This is a genomic window from Rhizobium sp. KNZ2-6A (assembly GCF_056755475.1).
The window spans coordinates 58,061-72,943 of the sequence record NZ_JBNDIC010000005.1; the positions used below are offsets into that span (position 1 = coordinate 58,061).

General features: G+C 59.7%; 17 protein-coding genes. 12 read left to right on the top strand and 5 right to left on the bottom strand.

The genetic code is table 11. The features are described 5' to 3' along the window. Positions 1-12: 12 nt before the first annotated feature. Positions 13-216, bottom strand: a complete 204-nt coding sequence (locus tag ACPYOP_RS05505; RefSeq protein WP_481409385.1) for a hypothetical protein — start codon at positions 214-216, stop codon at positions 13-15. A 360-nt stretch (positions 217-576) separates the two neighbouring features. On the opposite strand from ACPYOP_RS05505, the gene ACPYOP_RS05510 reads away from it, so the two are divergent. Together ACPYOP_RS05510 and ACPYOP_RS05515 are read left to right on the top strand one after the other, a co-directional pair. Continuing rightward, the gene (locus ACPYOP_RS05510) at positions 577-759 is read left to right on the top strand and encodes a hypothetical protein (RefSeq protein ID WP_481409386.1); all 183 of its coding nucleotides are present in this window, start codon (positions 577-579) and stop codon (positions 757-759) included. A gap of 10 nt (positions 760-769) precedes the next feature. Further along, positions 770-967: a hypothetical protein gene (locus tag ACPYOP_RS05515; protein ID WP_481409387.1), complete on the top strand. Its 198-nt coding sequence runs from the start codon at positions 770-772 to the stop codon at positions 965-967. A 277-nt stretch (positions 968-1,244) separates the two neighbouring features. On the opposite strand, the gene ACPYOP_RS05520 is transcribed toward ACPYOP_RS05515, so the two are convergent. Together ACPYOP_RS05520 and ACPYOP_RS05525 are read right to left on the bottom strand one after the other, a co-directional pair. After that, positions 1,245-1,682 carry a CBS domain-containing protein gene (locus ACPYOP_RS05520; RefSeq protein WP_481409388.1) on the bottom strand — a complete coding sequence of 146 codons (438 nt, stop codon included), beginning with the start codon at positions 1,680-1,682 and terminating at the stop codon, positions 1,245-1,247. Positions 1,683-1,853: 171 nt separating this feature from the next. Further along, a complete protein-coding gene (locus ACPYOP_RS05525) occupies positions 1,854-2,126 on the bottom strand; it encodes a hypothetical protein (protein ID WP_481409389.1) in 273 nt (90 codons plus the stop codon). Between the two features lie 224 nt (positions 2,127-2,350). Here ACPYOP_RS05525 and ACPYOP_RS05530 point away from each other — a divergent pair, with 224 nt between their 5' ends. The 7 genes from ACPYOP_RS05530 (at position 2,351) to ACPYOP_RS05560 (ending at position 9,937) form a co-directional block, all read left to right on the top strand. Next, positions 2,351-2,725: a hypothetical protein gene (locus tag ACPYOP_RS05530; protein ID WP_481409390.1), complete on the top strand. Its 375-nt coding sequence runs from the start codon at positions 2,351-2,353 to the stop codon at positions 2,723-2,725. 41 nt (positions 2,726-2,766) lie between these two features. Next, complete coding sequence (locus ACPYOP_RS05535) at positions 2,767-2,982, top strand: hypothetical protein (RefSeq protein WP_481409391.1); 216 nt, start codon at positions 2,767-2,769, stop codon at positions 2,980-2,982. 247 nt (positions 2,983-3,229) lie between these two features. Next, complete coding sequence (locus tag ACPYOP_RS05540; protein WP_481409392.1) at positions 3,230-4,711, top strand: M81 family metallopeptidase; 1,482 nt, start codon at positions 3,230-3,232, stop codon at positions 4,709-4,711. A gap of 83 nt (positions 4,712-4,794) precedes the next feature. Further along, positions 4,795-6,312, top strand: coding sequence for an ABC transporter substrate-binding protein (locus tag ACPYOP_RS05545; RefSeq protein WP_481409393.1), 1,518 nt, complete (start codon positions 4,795-4,797; stop codon positions 6,310-6,312). Positions 6,313-6,333: 21 nt separating this feature from the next. Continuing rightward, entirely contained in the window at positions 6,334-7,275 is a 942-nt protein-coding gene (locus ACPYOP_RS05550) for an ABC transporter permease (protein ID WP_481409503.1), read from the top strand. Continuing rightward, positions 7,272-8,132 carry an ABC transporter permease gene (locus ACPYOP_RS05555; RefSeq protein WP_481409394.1) on the top strand — a complete coding sequence of 287 codons (861 nt, stop codon included), beginning with the start codon at positions 7,272-7,274 and terminating at the stop codon, positions 8,130-8,132. The genes ACPYOP_RS05550 and ACPYOP_RS05555 overlap by 4 nt, the downstream gene beginning before the upstream one ends. Before the next feature lie 11 nt (positions 8,133-8,143). Beyond that, positions 8,144-9,937, top strand: coding sequence for an ABC transporter ATP-binding protein (locus ACPYOP_RS05560; RefSeq protein ID WP_481409504.1), 1,794 nt, complete (start codon positions 8,144-8,146; stop codon positions 9,935-9,937). 119 nt (positions 9,938-10,056) lie between these two features. On the opposite strand, the gene ACPYOP_RS05565 is transcribed toward ACPYOP_RS05560, so the two are convergent. After that, positions 10,057-11,025, bottom strand: a complete 969-nt coding sequence (locus ACPYOP_RS05565; protein ID WP_481409395.1) for a GlxA family transcriptional regulator — start codon at positions 11,023-11,025, stop codon at positions 10,057-10,059. Between the two features lie 136 nt (positions 11,026-11,161). Here ACPYOP_RS05565 and ACPYOP_RS05570 point away from each other — a divergent pair, with 136 nt between their 5' ends. The 3 genes from ACPYOP_RS05570 (at position 11,162) to ACPYOP_RS05580 (ending at position 13,769) form a co-directional block, all read left to right on the top strand. Continuing rightward, positions 11,162-11,575 carry an organic hydroperoxide resistance protein gene (locus tag ACPYOP_RS05570; RefSeq protein ID WP_481409396.1) on the top strand — a complete coding sequence of 138 codons (414 nt, stop codon included), beginning with the start codon at positions 11,162-11,164 and terminating at the stop codon, positions 11,573-11,575. Positions 11,576-11,588: 13 nt separating this feature from the next. Further along, a complete protein-coding gene (locus ACPYOP_RS05575; RefSeq protein ID WP_481409397.1) occupies positions 11,589-12,878 on the top strand; it encodes an epoxide hydrolase family protein in 1,290 nt (429 codons plus the stop codon). Between the two features lie 579 nt (positions 12,879-13,457). After that, complete coding sequence (locus ACPYOP_RS05580) at positions 13,458-13,769, top strand: hypothetical protein (protein WP_481409398.1); 312 nt, start codon at positions 13,458-13,460, stop codon at positions 13,767-13,769. Positions 13,770-13,881: 112 nt separating this feature from the next. Here the strand turns inward: ACPYOP_RS05580 and ACPYOP_RS05585 are convergent, their stop codons facing one another. Continuing rightward, a complete protein-coding gene (locus ACPYOP_RS05585) occupies positions 13,882-14,763 on the bottom strand; it encodes an NmrA family NAD(P)-binding protein (protein ID WP_481409399.1) in 882 nt (293 codons plus the stop codon). Positions 14,764-14,883 lie beyond the last annotated feature (120 nt).

Sequence of the window (14,883 nt, forward strand, 5' to 3'; positions counted from 1 at the left end):
TGCGCACCGCCGTTACTTGTCGCCCTTCTGTTTCAATGCGTCGGACACTCGGCGCTTGCGGGGATGGTCGATATTCTCGCCGTGCGCATCGCGCGCTTTCTCCCCGCCGTCCTTGGCGGGAAGATATCCGGCTGGTTTTGACCCCGCTGGCCCTTCCCATCGCGGTGATTGGTCCGTAGTCCCGGGTGCGCCGTCGCGTGGTTGCTGATGTTTCATTGCAGTCTCCTTCTGAACGTTCGATATGCCAGACCGTGGTGTCGTCTCGCTTTTGCCAATGAAACCGCCCGCACGCCGCATTGTTCCTTCGGCTTTGGCAAGGGCGGGCCGTTGGGCAATCGCACTGGGAGCGTTCAGGCGAGGGTGGAACTTTCAACCCCAGTTTTCGTTTGGCCTCATTGCCAGAGCGAATTCAGGGGAATTCGATGACGCAGGTTTTTACGACATCTGCCGATACGAGGCAGCGCGCGTCGCCGCCTCAAGTCCCTTGACACGAACCAGCGCTGCCAATGCTCCAGGCACACCAGCTTCGCGATTTCCCGCGGCAGGTTTCGACGAGAGCAGCGATAGGAGGACATGATGAGTAGCAGACCACCACCGGTTCCCTCAGCAAACCGAAGCGATAAGGGCGTCGGCGATCACGCCAGACCGTCCGTATCCGACCCCCGCAAGCCCGACATGTCGGTCGATCCCGAGAAGAAGGGCCAGCAGGGAAACAGCAGGATCAACACCAGCCATCAAGGTAATCTACAGGATCGATAGGGAGGTGCCAATGTCCACTTCGACCAAGACGCCGGCCAGCATCCGCCAGGGCGGTCCCGGCGCATCGCATGAAAATGCCAAGGCGCCATTGAATATTCCGAAGCCGCCCGCGGAGCCAGACCGGCGCGACCGCAGCAAGGTCTCCGGCGGCGGCGGAGAACGCGATCGTCATCATGGCCACGATCCCAAGCGGAAGGGCGGCAAGTAGAACAGCCTTTCAGGAATTTCCGCTGGCGGTCGACAACGCCGGCGGTCTTTTGATCGCCGACGATGTTGGCAATACGGTTTGGCGCGTTAGCGCCGCAGGGGTGTGATCCCTCGCATCTTTAGGAGAAGGGAATGTCTGAGAATACGAGGAGTGGGCATCCAATCTTGAATGCTGGCCTGTCTTTCCGGACGGCGATTTGCACTTCAGCAACAATCAGTCGCCCGTCTCGTTATCGGAGACGGGCGATCGACAAAGTCAGAAAATGCCGGCTTGTCTGCTAGACGCCGGTTTGCGTGTGCCTGCCGCCGGGTCTCGAAATGCCTGAAAGCGCTGATCCGGCCGCTCCATCGCGGGCCTTTACGGCGATATCCGCCAAAGACAGAATGCCGACGAGGCGCTTGTCACGGCTGACCACGGGAAGGCGGCGAAGTTGCTGGTCGCCGAGATTTTGCATGACCTGATCGATGTCTTCGTCCTCGAAGCAATATTTGATATCAGAACTCATCACATCGGCAATCTTGGCGTCCGGTCCCTTGCCTCGGGCAATGGCGCGGATGGCGATATCTCGATCCGTGATGACGCCGACGAGGCGATCATTATCGCCAATCGGAACCACGCCGGCATCGATATCCGCCATGATCAAAGCGGCATCCCGGATCGATTGGTCGGGACGGGCAATGCGCACGTCCCGTGTCATAGCTTCACTGACTTGCATGATGGACCTCCATTCTCCGTTAGCGCCATCGGACCCAACGTCCGATGGACACGAGCCGGTTCCCACATTTATTTATCCGTTCCGCCGGCCGGATCAGGATCGATCCGGCTTCAGGTGTGGCGTCGTTGAGTACGGAACCTGCTTTGGCATGTTTCGAGGGGCGCATTCGGCTTACTTGCTCGCCGCGCGGCTGACGAACTTATTGAAGCGGCTTTCCGCACCTGCTTCAGTCTTGTCCTGATAGAGAAATGCCAAGTCGTTTCGATCGAAGATCTTGAAAAACCGATCCCAGGAGATTTCTTCGAGAGTTTCTTCGGGCTTGCCGAAATCGATCCGCAACAATCCGCCGTCTCCAGTTTCCTTGACGCGAGACGGATGTCCATTGCGGGCTTCCGCCCAGCGGCGTATTTCCTCATGGTCCGTCGTTGTCTTCGATGCGGTCATGATGACGCTCCTCCATGAGTTTCAGCTGTGGCGTTGACACTTGTTTCCACGTGCACGCCGAACAAGCGCGGAATGCGAATGTTCCCGGTGTGATCGAATGCTCGAAAAATTTTGGCAGCTAAGGCGGCCACCGGTGCGCTGATCGTGGAAGACGACGCTGTCGCTACTTGTCTTTGTCAGCCAAGCTCTTAAGTGAATCTATAGCGTATCCAATGGAGGTTCCGGTGTTCAAACATCTGGTTTTGCTTACCCTTACGCTGATCCCGACGGCCGCATTCGCGCAATCGACCGATCTTGAGGCAACCTGCAAAACGGTGGCCAAGAATTTCTTCCTGTCCGATGGGCTCTCGATCGGCGCGATCCAATCCTTTCCCGAGCTGAAACCGCCGGGCGTGCGCATGGCTTATTCCACCCGGCAGGGAACGGCGCCCTCGGAGATGAGCGACACGTTCGAATGCGAGTTCGACAAGGCGGACAAGCCTCATAACCTTGCCAAATTCTGCGTATCGAGCACCTGTTATACGGCCAATGACCAGGATGCCGACCGGAAACGACGGTTCGAGGAAATGCGCATTCTTTTGCAGAGAGCCGAAAAGTAAGTGAAATCTTACTTATTAGCTGCGCGGCAGGTGCTTCGCCAATGGTTGAGGCGTGGCCAATTCATGCCCGTCGCCAGGGCGATGAATATTGCAAACGGCGATCAGCAGACTGTTTCGCCATGCATCTGCCGATGCACGAAGGTGCGCTTTTCATTCCGCAAAGCAGTCCCCCACACGACTATGAAAGCTCGGCGAGAGTTCTTGTCGGCGAAGAAAAAAAATTACAAATTTTCTTGAAAATATTCATGCGGCGTTGACTTTCCGCGTATTTGACGCATTATGATGAAAATAAATTACATAAGAAGCGATGAGCGGTGAACTTACGAACGGGAGCTAAATCTGTCGACGATGTCGATGGCGGCTGCGGTCGGCCTTTGATTTCACGGACGGTCATCCAATACGGCGGCTTTGGCAGTCCCGGGCATCGCTCGAACGCAATGGGCGAGGATGGTCCGGTGCTGGTCGGTTTCCGGCTCCGAAACTCTGTTTATTCGGGTAACGCATATGCGCATTTTCACCGCCTCATTGGCGACTGAAACCAACACATTTTCTCCCGTTCCGACCGATATGAACGCCTTCAAGGCCGCATTTTATGCCGGACCCGGCGAGCATCCGGAAACGCCGACCCTTTGCTCCTCGGTCGTGCCGATCCTGCGCCGCCGTGCCAAAGCGGAAGGGTTCGTCGCTATCGAGGGTACCTCCTGCTGGGCGGAACCGGCAGGGCTCATCCAGCGTCAGACCTATGAGACGCTTCGTGACCAAATCCTTGCCGAGCTGACCGCGGCGATGCCGGTCGATGCCGTCGTTCTCGGCCTCCATGGTGCGATGGCAGCTCAAGGATACGACGATCCCGAGGGTGATCTTCTGTCGCGGGTGCGCGATATTGTTGGCCCGAATGTGCTGGTCGCCGCGGAGTTCGATCCACATAGCCATCTGACCGCGCTGCGTGTCGCCAATCTCGATATCATGGCGACCTTTCTTGAGTTTCCGCATGTCGATTTCGAGGAGCGCGGCGAGCACGTCGTCGAGCTGGCACTTCGCACGCTCCGGGGCGACATCAAACCGGTCATCTCGTCGTTCGATTGCCGCATGATCACCATCTTTCCCACCAGCCAGGAGCCGATGAGATCTTTTGTCGACCGGCTGAAGGCGATGGAGGGTAAGGACGGCGTGCTTTCCATCTCCGTTATCCATGGCTTCATGGCTGGCGACCTGCCCGATATGGGCACGCGCATCGTCGTCTTGACCGACAATGACAAGGCCAGGGGCGATGCCTTGGCCGTTTCGCTCGGCCGCGAGCTCTACGGCCTGCGCAAGGAAGCAGCCATGCCGATGTTCGATACGGAGGCCGGCCTCGATCGGGCGATAGCAATCCGTGCCGCGCACCCGGGGATGCCGGTAACGATCGCCGACGTCTGGGACAATCCCGGCGGCGGCGTTGCGGGTGATGCCACGCATATTCTGCGGCGGATGATGCAGCGCGGCCTGGATGATTTCGCCGTTGCGACGATCTGGGATCCGATCGCGGTGACCTTTTGCCATGCGGCGGGCGAAGGGGCGGTGCTCAACCTGCGCGTCGGCGGCAAGTCGGGTCCGGAAGGCGGCGAGCCGCTTGATCTTCGGGTCACGGTGCAGCAGCTCTTCCATGCTGGGTGGCAGAGCTTCCGCAATAGCCGCGTCGTGCTTGGCAGCACCGCCGTCGTCCGTCCGGTCGGGACCAATATCGACATCGTGCTGATTACCAGCCGCACACAGACCTACGAGCCGGATATCTTCTCCAATCAAGGCATCGATTTTACGGAAAAGGCCTACCTACTGGTCAAATCGACCAATCACTTCCATGCTGGTTTCCTGCCGGTTTCCTCTGAAATCGTCTATGTCGCCGCGCCGACCTCCTATCCCACGGATCCAGCAACGACACCCTATCGCAAGGCGCGCCTCGATTTGTGGCCGCGCATCGCCGATCCGTTGGGATTGGACGCATGAACAGTCAGCCGGGAGGAGCCGGGCTGACCACCTCAAGAGAAACGAACTCGACCAAACGCTAACAAAAATAGAAGGGGAATGAGATGAAGAAGAGCGCATTCGTTTTGATCACGCTGGCCATGCTTGCCGGCACGAGCAGCTTGGCGGCCGCCCAATCCTCGGATGGCATCCTGACCGTCGCCACGATCGGTGAGCTGCCGACGCTCGATGCAATGCAGACGCCGACCGACATCGTGCTGACCGTCGATCAGCATATTTTCGAGACGCTTTATACCTACGATGCCCAGTGGAAATCCGTGCCGCTGCTGGCAGCCGCCATGCCGACGATTTCGGACGATGGCCTTACCTATCGCATCCCGCTGCGTGAAGGCGTCAAGTTCCATGATGGCAGCGACTTTGACTCCAAAGACGTCGTCGCCTCGCTGAAGCGCTGGATGAATGTCAATTCCAAGGGCAAGCAGGTCGCCGGCATCGTCGACAGCCTGGCGGCCGATGGCGATCATGCCGTCATCATCAAGCTGAAGTCGCGTTATGCGCCGCTGCTGGCAACGCTGTCGCAGTCTTCAATCATCCTTCCCTCGGAAAAGGTCAGTGATACGCTTGCCGATTTCATCGGTACCGGCCCCTATATGCTGAAGGAGCGCAAGCCGGACCAGTACACCCAGCTTGTCCGCTTCGATGGGTACAAGTCGCCGGAGGGCGAACCGAACAATTATGCCGGCAAACGCGAAGCTATCGCCAAGGAAATCCGCTTCGTGCCCGTGCCGGATGCCAATACCCGCGTCGAGGGTCTGATTTCCGGACAGTTCGATTTCGCCGACTCCCTGCCTGTCAGCGCCTATGAGCGCATAGAGAAGAGCGGCAACGCCAAGCCTGTGATCTTCGAAAATACCGGGTGGGTTTCGCTGAACATGAATATGAAGCAGGGTCTGCTGGCGAAGAAGCCCTTGCGCCAGGCCGTGCAGGCCGCGCTCAACTCCTCCGACATGATGCTTGCCGCCTTCAACGACCAGCGCTTCTTCAGCGTCGATGGCTCCATCTTCCCGAAGGGATCGTTCTGGCACACCGAGGCCGGCGTCGTTCGCTATGGTGAAGGCGATCCCGAAGCGGCGGCAAAGCTTCTGAAGGATGCCGGCTATGACGGTACGCCATTGCGCATTCTGACGAGCCGCCAATACGAATTCCACTACAAGATCGGCGAGGTCGCCAAGGCCTATCTGGAGGCCGCCGGCTTCAAGGTGGACATGCAGGTGGTCGATTGGGCGACGCTGACCACCCGCCGGGCCGACCCGAAGGAATGGGATATCTTCATCACCCATTCCAACTTCCCCGGCGATCCCACGACGATCAACACGATCACGGACAGCTATCCCGGCTGGTATGTGTCCGACCAGAAGGCCAAGGTCGTCTCGGCCTATATGGACGCCACCAGCGACGATGCCAAGCAGAAGGCCTGGGAAGGCATCCAGACCGTGATCTACGACGATGCGCCGCTTTACAAGGTCGGCAACTTCAATGCCCTTTCGGGGCTCTCCGCGTCGGTCACCGGTTATACGCCGACCTATTGGCCGCATTTCTGGAACGTCGCTCCTAAGAAATAAGGCTTGAAGTATATGGCAAAGATCGCCCAGGCGCTTTTGAGACGTCTCGGAGGCATGGTGATTGTGCTCGCGCTCGTCGTCACGGTCGTCTTCATCATCGTCCGGGTTACCCCGGGCGATCCGGCGGCCGTGATGCTGGGAGCCGACGCCACGCCGCAGGACATTGCGCAGCTGCGTGCCAAGATGGGGCTCGATGCGCCATTGCTGGTTCAATACGTCCAGTTCGTTCTGGGATTGTTGAAGGGAGACCTCGGACAGTCGATCTTTCTCAACCAGCCGGTCACGCAAGCACTCGCCGCCCGCGCCGAACCGACCTTTTTCCTGACACTGTTCTCTATTCTGATCGCCACGGCGATCGCGCTTCCCGTCGGAATCATCTCGGCGGTCAAGCGCGGAACGCTCTTCGATCAGATCGTCGTCGTGCTTACCATGGTGGCCGCGAGTGTGCCGAGTTTCTGGCTCGGCCTGATGCTGATCCAGATCCTGGCCGTCGGCCAGGGCTGGTTTCCGGCCTCCGGATATGGCGGCCCGGACACCAACTTCCTCGAACGCCTGCACCATCTGATCCTGCCGGCAATCACCCTGGGTATCGTCAACTCCGCCATGATCACGCGCTTCACACGGGCCGCAATGCTCGATGTACTCGGCGACGACTATGTGCGCACCGCCCGTGCCAAGGGCGCGAGCGAACGCCGCGTCATCCTGAAGCATGCGCTGAAGAATGCGCTGATCCCGATCATCACCGTCATCGGCCTCTCCGTCGCGATGCTCGTCGCCGGCGCCGTCGTCACGGAAACCGTCTTCGGATTGCCCGGCGTCGGCAATCTCGTCGTGTCCGCTGTCCTGCGGCGCGATTATCCGGTGATCCAAGGCGCGCTTCTGGTGGTCGCCGCCATCTACGTCCTCATCAATTTCATCGTCGACACGCTCTATATTTTCGTCGATCCGAGGGTGCGCCTATGACGGCCGCTTCTTTCACTCTGCCGTTCGCCACTGGCCTGCGACGCCTCTTCGGCAATCGCGCCATGCTGCTGGGCGCCATCATTCTGCTTGTCGTCGTCCTCGCCGCCATCCTGGCGCCGTGGATCGCCCCTTACGCGCCGAACAAGCTGTCGATCGTCAACAAGCTGAAAGGGCCATCGGGCGCTCATATCTTCGGTACCGACGAGTTTGGGCGTGACATCTTCTCGCGCGCGATCTTCGCAGGCCGCGTTTCACTGCTGGTTAGTCTCGGCGTGGTGTGTATTTCGACGCTGCTCGGTGTGTTTCTTGGCGTCATTGCGGGCTATTTCCGCAAACTCGACGCCCCGATCTCGCGCCTGCTCGATGCAATGATGTCGTTTCCCGATATTCTGCTCGCCATCGCCTTGGTCGCGGCGCTCGGGCCGTCGCTGGTGACCGTGATTCTGGCGCTTGGCATTACCTACGCGCCACGACTTGCCCGCATCGTCCGGGGCTCGACCTTGGTTTTGAGGGAGCTGCCCTATATCGAAGCGGCGATCGCCATGGGTCTGCCCACCTGGCAGATCCTGTGCCGCCATGTCCTGCTCAATCTGGCGTCACCCATTCTGGTGCAGGCGACCTTCGTCTTCGCCTCCGCCATGTTGGCCGAGGCAAGCCTTTCGTTCCTCGGCGTCGGCGTGTCCTCCGATACGCCGACCTGGGGCACCATGCTCGCCTCCGGCCGAGAATTCATGAACAACGCGCCCTGGCTCATGGTCTTTCCCGGCCTTGCCATCGTCTGCTCGGTCCTGTCGTTGCAATTGCTCGGCGATGGCCTGCGCGATCTGGTCGATCCGCGCCTTGTGAAGGAGAGCTGATCATGACGGACATGACCTCCGCTATTCAACCCGTCCTCGCCATCGAGAACCTGACGACATCGTTCAGGACGAGCGAGGGCTGGCGCGCCGTCATCCGCAATATCAATCTGCAGGTCAGTGCCGGGGAAACCGTTGCCATCGTCGGCGAATCCGGTTCCGGCAAGAGCGTGACGGCGCTCTCGACAATGCGTCTTCTGCCCCCCGACAGGGCGCGATGCGAAGGCAGGATCCTGCTTACGGGCAAGGATCTCCTCAAGGTTTCCGAAGCCGAGATGCGCTCGGTTCGCGGTGGCTCGATCGGCATGATCTTCCAGGAGCCGATGACATCGCTCAATCCGGTGTTCACGATCGGCAACCAGATCGCAGAGGCGCTTGTGCTGCACCAGAGCCTTTCCTGGCAGGCGGCCGAGGCCGAGGCTGTGCGGCTGATGGAGCGCGTGCGCATTCCCGCCGCCAAAACCCGGCTGAACGAATATCCGCACAAATTCTCAGGCGGCATGCGCCAGCGCGTGATGATCGCCATGGCGCTTGCCTGCCGGCCCAAGCTGCTGATCGCCGACGAGCCGACGACGGCGCTTGACGTTACGATCCAGGCGGAAATCCTTCATCTCATTCGTGAGTTGCAACGCGAAGAGAACATGGCTGTGCTCTTCATCACGCATGACATGGGCGTCGTCGCCGAAATCGCCGATCGCACAGTCGTCATGTTTCGCGGCGAGATGATCGAGACCGGCCCGACGCGCGAGATTTTCGCCGCGCCTAAGGCCATCTACACGAAATCGCTGCTTGCCTCCATTCCACGGCTCGGCACGATGGGCAATGCCGTGGCTCCCCGCCGCTTTCCGGAGGTCGATCCGGGGACCGGCGAGGCGTTGGACGGCCGCGAAATGCGCGGCGTTTCCGAGACGGTCGCACCAATTCTCAAGGTCAATGATCTTTCGGTCCGGTTCGACCTGCCAAATGGCCGCATCCATGCGGTTGAGGGAGTTTCCTTCGATCTGCGCCCCGGCGAAACCCTTTCACTGGTCGGCGAATCCGGCTGTGGTAAATCGACGACCGGGCGTGCGATCATCCGGCTGATCAATCCAACCGCCGGATCGGTCGTGATCGACGGTCGCGAGGTTACGGAGGCGAATACACGCGAATTGCGTGCGATGCGTCGCACGTCGCAGATGATTTTTCAGGATCCGTTCGCATCGCTCAATCCGCGCATCACCATCGGTTCGGCAATCGCGGAGCCGATGCTTGCCCACGGCGTGATAGGCAAGCGCGAAGCGAAGGGGCGGGTCAGCGAATTGCTCGAACAGGTCGGTCTGTCGGCGAAGATGGCCGACCGCCATCCGCACGAATTTTCCGGCGGACAGCGTCAACGTATCTCGATCGCCCGGGCGCTGGCGCTCGATCCGAAGTTTATCATTGCGGACGAGGCCGTCTCGGCGCTCGACGTCTCGGTCAAGGCGCAGGTTTCCAACCTATTGCTGGAGCTGCAGGAGGAACGCCAACTCGCCTACCTCTTCATCAGTCATGACATGGCGGTCGTGGAGCGGGTAAGCCATCGGGTCGCGGTCATGTTTCTTGGAGAAATCGTCGAAATAGGCCCGCGTGCGGCGATCTTCGATAACCCGCAGCATCCTTACACGCAGCGGCTGATCTCGGCTGTGCCGATCCCGGATCCGTCGCGCCGCGGTCAGCCGGTGCCGCAGCCTTCGGATGAGATCAAGAGTGCGATAAGGCCGCTCGATTACAAGCCGCCGAAACGGATCCACCGGGAGGTTTCTCCGGGGCATTTCGTACAGGAAGCATAGCGACCGGCTCGCGAGATGAATTGAAAAGGCGCTGCTGCCTGCGGCAATCGGCATTCCGAATGCGGTCCAACGCGGCCGCCAGCCGCTGATTATGGTCGGTGTCGGCGCTCCGGAGGCGTCTAAGCCTCGACAGCGCTCTCGGCGACATCGATGGGATCGCCTCTCCCGCTTCGTCTGATGGCTTGCGGCGGCTGTCCGAAGGCGCGCAGGAAGGCTCGCCGCATGCGATCCCGATCGGCGAAGCCTGTTTGGCGCGCGACAACATCGATCGGGTGGCGGCTCTGTTCCATCAATAGGCGTGCCGCCTCGACCCGCAGGCGCTCGACGACTTTGGCGGGCGGCTGTCCGGTCTCGGCTAGAAATGACCGGCTGAATTGGCGCGGACTGAGGCTTGCCACTTTGGCCAATTGGGTGACTGAGAGTTCCGTTTGAAGGTTGCGCCGCGCATAGGTCAGTGCGCGCTGAATACGATCGGACTTCGGCGTGAGGTCGAGAAGCTCGGAGAACTGCGACTGGCCTCCAGGTCTCCGGTGGTAGACGACCAGCTTGCGTGCAACCGCGCGTGCGATTTCCACGCCGTGATCCTGCTCCACCAGAGCGATCGCCAGATCGATCGCGGCGCTCGCGCCCGCAGATGTCCATATCGGGCCGTCCACAATGAAGATGCGGTCTTCCTCAACCTTGATCGCCGGAAAGCGAGCGGCCAGCTCGCGTGCATAGAGCCAGTGCGTCGTCGCCCGCTTACCATCGAGAAGCCCGGCCTCGGCAAGGACAAAAGCACCGGTGCAGGTCGAAACCACGCGGCGGTGGCGACTGGCCGCATCTCGCAGGTGCTCGATGAGTTCAGGCGGTGGCGGAACGATCGTCGGACCTCCAGCGATCATCAGCGTATCGAAGCGCTGCTCGCGCAGCTCGACCGTGTCGATGCCCACTCCGATTGAGCTTCGGACCAATCCACCGGTCATCGATACCGTTACGACCTCATAGGCCGGATCCGGCAACGTGCGATTGGCGAATTCGAACGCCGACAGGGCACCCAGAGAGAGCATGTGAAAGCTCGGATAGACCAGGAAGCCGATGGTTTGCATCGTTCTCACCATGAATGTCTTAAATCGCCGTATATATGACATTTGTGTCGTGACATCGCAACCCCACATCCTTTCTGCAAACGTGCAGGTCAATCGAAATCGAGCCGGCACGTCCTCGTAGGAAAGGATTAAAACCATGTCCATGAAGACCCTTTATACCGCTCAGGTTCACACCGTTGGCGGCCGCGAAGGCGCGGCACGCAGTTCGGACGGCCGGATCGACATCCAGCTCGCGACGCCAGGTTCCAAGCGCCCTGGCACCAATCCCGAGCAATTGTTTGCCGCCGGATGGTCGGCCTGCTTCGAAGGAGCACTCGCCCGCGCTGCGGGAGAGGCTGGCGTGGCCCTGCCAGTCGATACGGCCGTTGATGCTGAGGTCGATCTCAATATCGACGAGACCGAAGGTTTCTCGATCAGCGCCCGGCTCGCCGTCAGCCTGCCTGGGCTAGGGCGGGAAACTGCCCAGTCGCTGATCGATCGCGCACATGCGATCTGCCCCTATTCAAAGATGGTTCGCGGCGGCATCGAGGCCGCCGTCAACTTGGCCTGATCGGAGACAGACAATGTCCATTATCGAAACCAACATCGCTCGCCGCAACTTTCTTGCTTCGTCCCTGGTGGGCGCAGTCGCCTTCAGCGTCCCGTTCACCATGCGTGTGCAGCAGGGCATCGCGGCAGGCGACCCGAAAATTCGCCCCTTCATGTTCCGGACGTCGAAGGAGTCGCTTTCCGACCTGCGTTCGCGTATTCGTGCGACCAGATGGCCGGAGCGCGAGACCGTTCCAGACGCGACGCAAGGCGTGAATCTCGCCACGATGCAAAAGCTCGCCGACTATTGGGCCAATCATCACGACTGGCACAGGGTTGAGAAGGCAATCAATGCCCTGCCGAACTTCATTACCGAAATCGACGGGCTCGACATCCATTTCATCCATGTGAAGTCGAAACATCAGAGCGCTCTTCCGATCATCATCACTCACGGCTGGCCGGGCTCCATCATCGAGCAGCTCAAGATCATCGACCCGCTCACCAATCCGACCGCCCATGGCGGTACCGAGGCGGATGCGTTCGATGTCGTCATACCGTCGCTTCCCGGTTATGGCTTTTCCGGCAAGCCAACCGTGCCCGGCTGGGATCCGCAACATGTCGCGCGGGCATGGGTCGAACTGATGCGGCGCCTCGGCTATACCCGCTATGTCGCTCAGGGCGGCGATTGGGGAAATGCGGTCACCGAGCAGATGGCGCTCCTGAAGCCGGCAGGACTGATCGGCGTTCATACCAATATGCCGGCCACCATCCCGGATGAAATCGCCAAGTTTCTGCCCGATGGCCCTATGCCGGCGGGTCTCTCGACCGACGAACGCTACGCATGGGACCAGCTCGCGTTTTTCTACAAGCACGGGCTTGGCTATGCCCAGGAAATGGCAAATCGGCCGCAGACCCTTTATGCACTGGCGGATTCTCCCGTCGGACTGGCGGCCTGGATGCTCGACCATGATGATCGTAGCCGCGATCTGATCACGCGCGTCTTCGACGGCTCCCAAGAAGGGCTGACACGGGATGACGTCCTCGACAACATCACCCTTTACTGGCTGACCAATACCGCCGTCTCCTCGGCCCGCCTCTACTGGGAGAGCAAGCTCGCCTTCTTCCACCCAAAGGGCGTCGAGCTGCCGATGGGTGTCAGCGCATTTCCCGACGAGATCTACACCGCGCCGGAAAGCTGGACCCGCAAGGCCTATCCGAATCTCGTTCACTACAATCGCTTGCCAAAAGGCGGTCACTTTGCCGCCTGGGAGCAGCCACAGCTCCTCACCGCAGAGCTGCGTGCGACCTTTCAGTCGCTGCGCTGAACGGGAAACGATTCTTCCGGCTTCCAAGCCGACGCCATCTCACCCATCCAATTCGCCCTTCCGACTGATATCGGTAGCTGCTCACGCAGCTACCGACCATTTTAAGATAAAGAAGCACGAGCTCTCCGGCGGGTAGGTGGCGGGCGAATGCAGCAACCCATTCGGGTAGGTACGTCAAACTTACGCTTGATGCTAATATTCTAATTGTCGGCCCGGATGCCACCCGCGAGCCGAAGAGTGCAGCGTCCGGCGGCAATCAATATGCCCCTTTCATTGTCGTCGGACGCACACTGACTTGATCGAGCGGCTCGCTCCTCAGCACCATCAAAAGGCGTCCAAATGCCCATGCTGATGCTTGTTGTACCCGTCGCTCGTCAACAATGGACGTAGGAACCGGGTAGGGATCTGCCTAATGTCCCAAGCCATGAAGGCAGGGTGATCGCGATGTGAGAGTGGACCATCGGCAAGCGTCGATTGGAGGAAGGTGGCCCAAGGGCCTCCAAGCCAATAAGGCAAATTCCCTTCGAAGATGCAGCCGTTCGCGAAACGACATGGGCGATAGCGTTTGGAGAGTGCGTAATGGAGCGTTTTCGCCGTGTTATGAGTGGCCGTCTGTCGCCGAAGCAGACCGATACACTCCTAAAAGTATTGACCAGTATCACCAAACAGCCATGGTTCGATGACAGCGAGCGCTCTTGCGACATCTTAGCCGAGCGACTGACGATCTTGATCAAAATGGGAATAGAAAACGCCGCGCATCTGCAAACTATCGGCGTTTCCTGGGCGGTGAACGACTTCATTCGCAAGGGCGCAAAAATGGATCGGGTAAATCCGAGGTATAATGCGCCCGGGATCGAGCGGCTTTCGATTACAGCGCCGCGCGTCCTTTAAGACGCGTCAAGGACGCTGTAACGCTTTGAAATGCTAGCAGAAACCTCCGCCGGTGGCGGGAGTTTCGATGTTTGTAGAAAGACCAGATGCGCTCCGAAGCGTCTCGTTTATATTAGCTCTGCTCTTCGATGCGGCTCCCTCGAACGAGTTCACGGATAACGGTTTCGAATGGCGTTGTCCCCTTCATGGCCGATCGGCCCTCGTCGCGAAATTCGATCCAACCCTCGTTGAAACCATCCAGCATGCGGATACGCGGGAGGGGATTTCGCGCACCCTCAGCCCGAAAGATTTCTTCCCAGCTCTCACGTGAGACGATCTCGACACGAACAGGACGTCCGAGCGCTGTGGCGAAGGCGCGGGCCAGATCATTCGGCGATACCCGAACCGGTCCTTCGAGCTCGACAATCCGGGTGCCACTCCAGTTCTCAGTCAGCAGGGCCGCGGCACATTTTCCGACGTCCCGCGTCGCGACCATCGGAAATGCCTTGTCAGCGGGTTGAAGGAAGCTACTTAAAATGCCTTCGTCCCGCGCGGAGGGCACATCCCACAAGGCGTTTTCGACGAACCAGCCGGGCCGCAGGAAGGTGAGCGGAAGATCGAGATCGCTCAATGCCTGCTCCATCAATGTGCGCTGGCTTAGCAGATTTTCATATGGTGCATCCGCTCCGATGGTCGATAGACATACGACCTTGCCGGGGCGGGCCTGGGACAGCGCGGTGCTTATAGCTTCGATCATGCGCCTGGCCTCGGGAAAGCCCGGCTCGGGATCGAATTCCGACGGTGGCAGAATGAAAACGCCGTCGGCCCCACTGAAGGCCGCGGCGAGGCTCTTCTCGTCGTCCATCTCGGCCAGGGCGATGTCGCAGCCACGTTCCAGCCATTCCGCCGCCTTTGCTTCATTTCGAAGGATGGCGCGGACCGGCTGCTGATTGGCGATGAGTTCTCGCGCCAGCGCGCCGCCTACCTTTCCGGTGATTCCTGTAATTGCGTACATGATAGTTCTCCAAGGACTCGCTTTGGTCGACAGCGCGCAAGCTCAGACGGGCTTCGCAAGGAGCCGTGCTCGGGGGGAGGCCGGCTGCGCTGGATACGTCTCGCTTGTAAGCCTGAGAGA

Coding starts and splice junctions, on each gene's coding strand:
- ACPYOP_RS05505 (WP_481409385.1), bottom strand. CDS start 216: ATGAAACATCAGCAACCACGCGACGGCGCACCCGGGACTACGGACCAA.
- ACPYOP_RS05510 (WP_481409386.1), top strand. CDS start 577: ATGAGTAGCAGACCACCACCGGTTCCCTCAGCAAACCGAAGCGATAAG.
- ACPYOP_RS05515 (WP_481409387.1), top strand. CDS start 770: ATGTCCACTTCGACCAAGACGCCGGCCAGCATCCGCCAGGGCGGTCCC.
- ACPYOP_RS05520 (WP_481409388.1), bottom strand. CDS start 1,682: ATGCAAGTCAGTGAAGCTATGACACGGGACGTGCGCATTGCCCGTCCC.
- ACPYOP_RS05525 (WP_481409389.1), bottom strand. CDS start 2,126: ATGACCGCATCGAAGACAACGACGGACCATGAGGAAATACGCCGCTGG.
- ACPYOP_RS05535 (WP_481409391.1), top strand. CDS start 2,767: ATGGTTGAGGCGTGGCCAATTCATGCCCGTCGCCAGGGCGATGAATAT.
- ACPYOP_RS05540 (WP_481409392.1), top strand. CDS start 3,230: ATGCGCATTTTCACCGCCTCATTGGCGACTGAAACCAACACATTTTCT.
- ACPYOP_RS05545 (WP_481409393.1), top strand. CDS start 4,795: ATGAAGAAGAGCGCATTCGTTTTGATCACGCTGGCCATGCTTGCCGGC.
- ACPYOP_RS05555 (WP_481409394.1), top strand. CDS start 7,272: ATGACGGCCGCTTCTTTCACTCTGCCGTTCGCCACTGGCCTGCGACGC.
- ACPYOP_RS05560 (WP_481409504.1), top strand. CDS start 8,144: ATGACCTCCGCTATTCAACCCGTCCTCGCCATCGAGAACCTGACGACA.
- ACPYOP_RS05565 (WP_481409395.1), bottom strand. CDS start 11,025: ATGCAAACCATCGGCTTCCTGGTCTATCCGAGCTTTCACATGCTCTCT.
- ACPYOP_RS05570 (WP_481409396.1), top strand. CDS start 11,162: ATGTCCATGAAGACCCTTTATACCGCTCAGGTTCACACCGTTGGCGGC.
- ACPYOP_RS05575 (WP_481409397.1), top strand. CDS start 11,589: ATGTCCATTATCGAAACCAACATCGCTCGCCGCAACTTTCTTGCTTCG.
- ACPYOP_RS05580 (WP_481409398.1), top strand. CDS start 13,458: ATGGAGCGTTTTCGCCGTGTTATGAGTGGCCGTCTGTCGCCGAAGCAG.
- ACPYOP_RS05585 (WP_481409399.1), bottom strand. CDS start 14,763: ATGTACGCAATTACAGGAATCACCGGAAAGGTAGGCGGCGCGCTGGCG.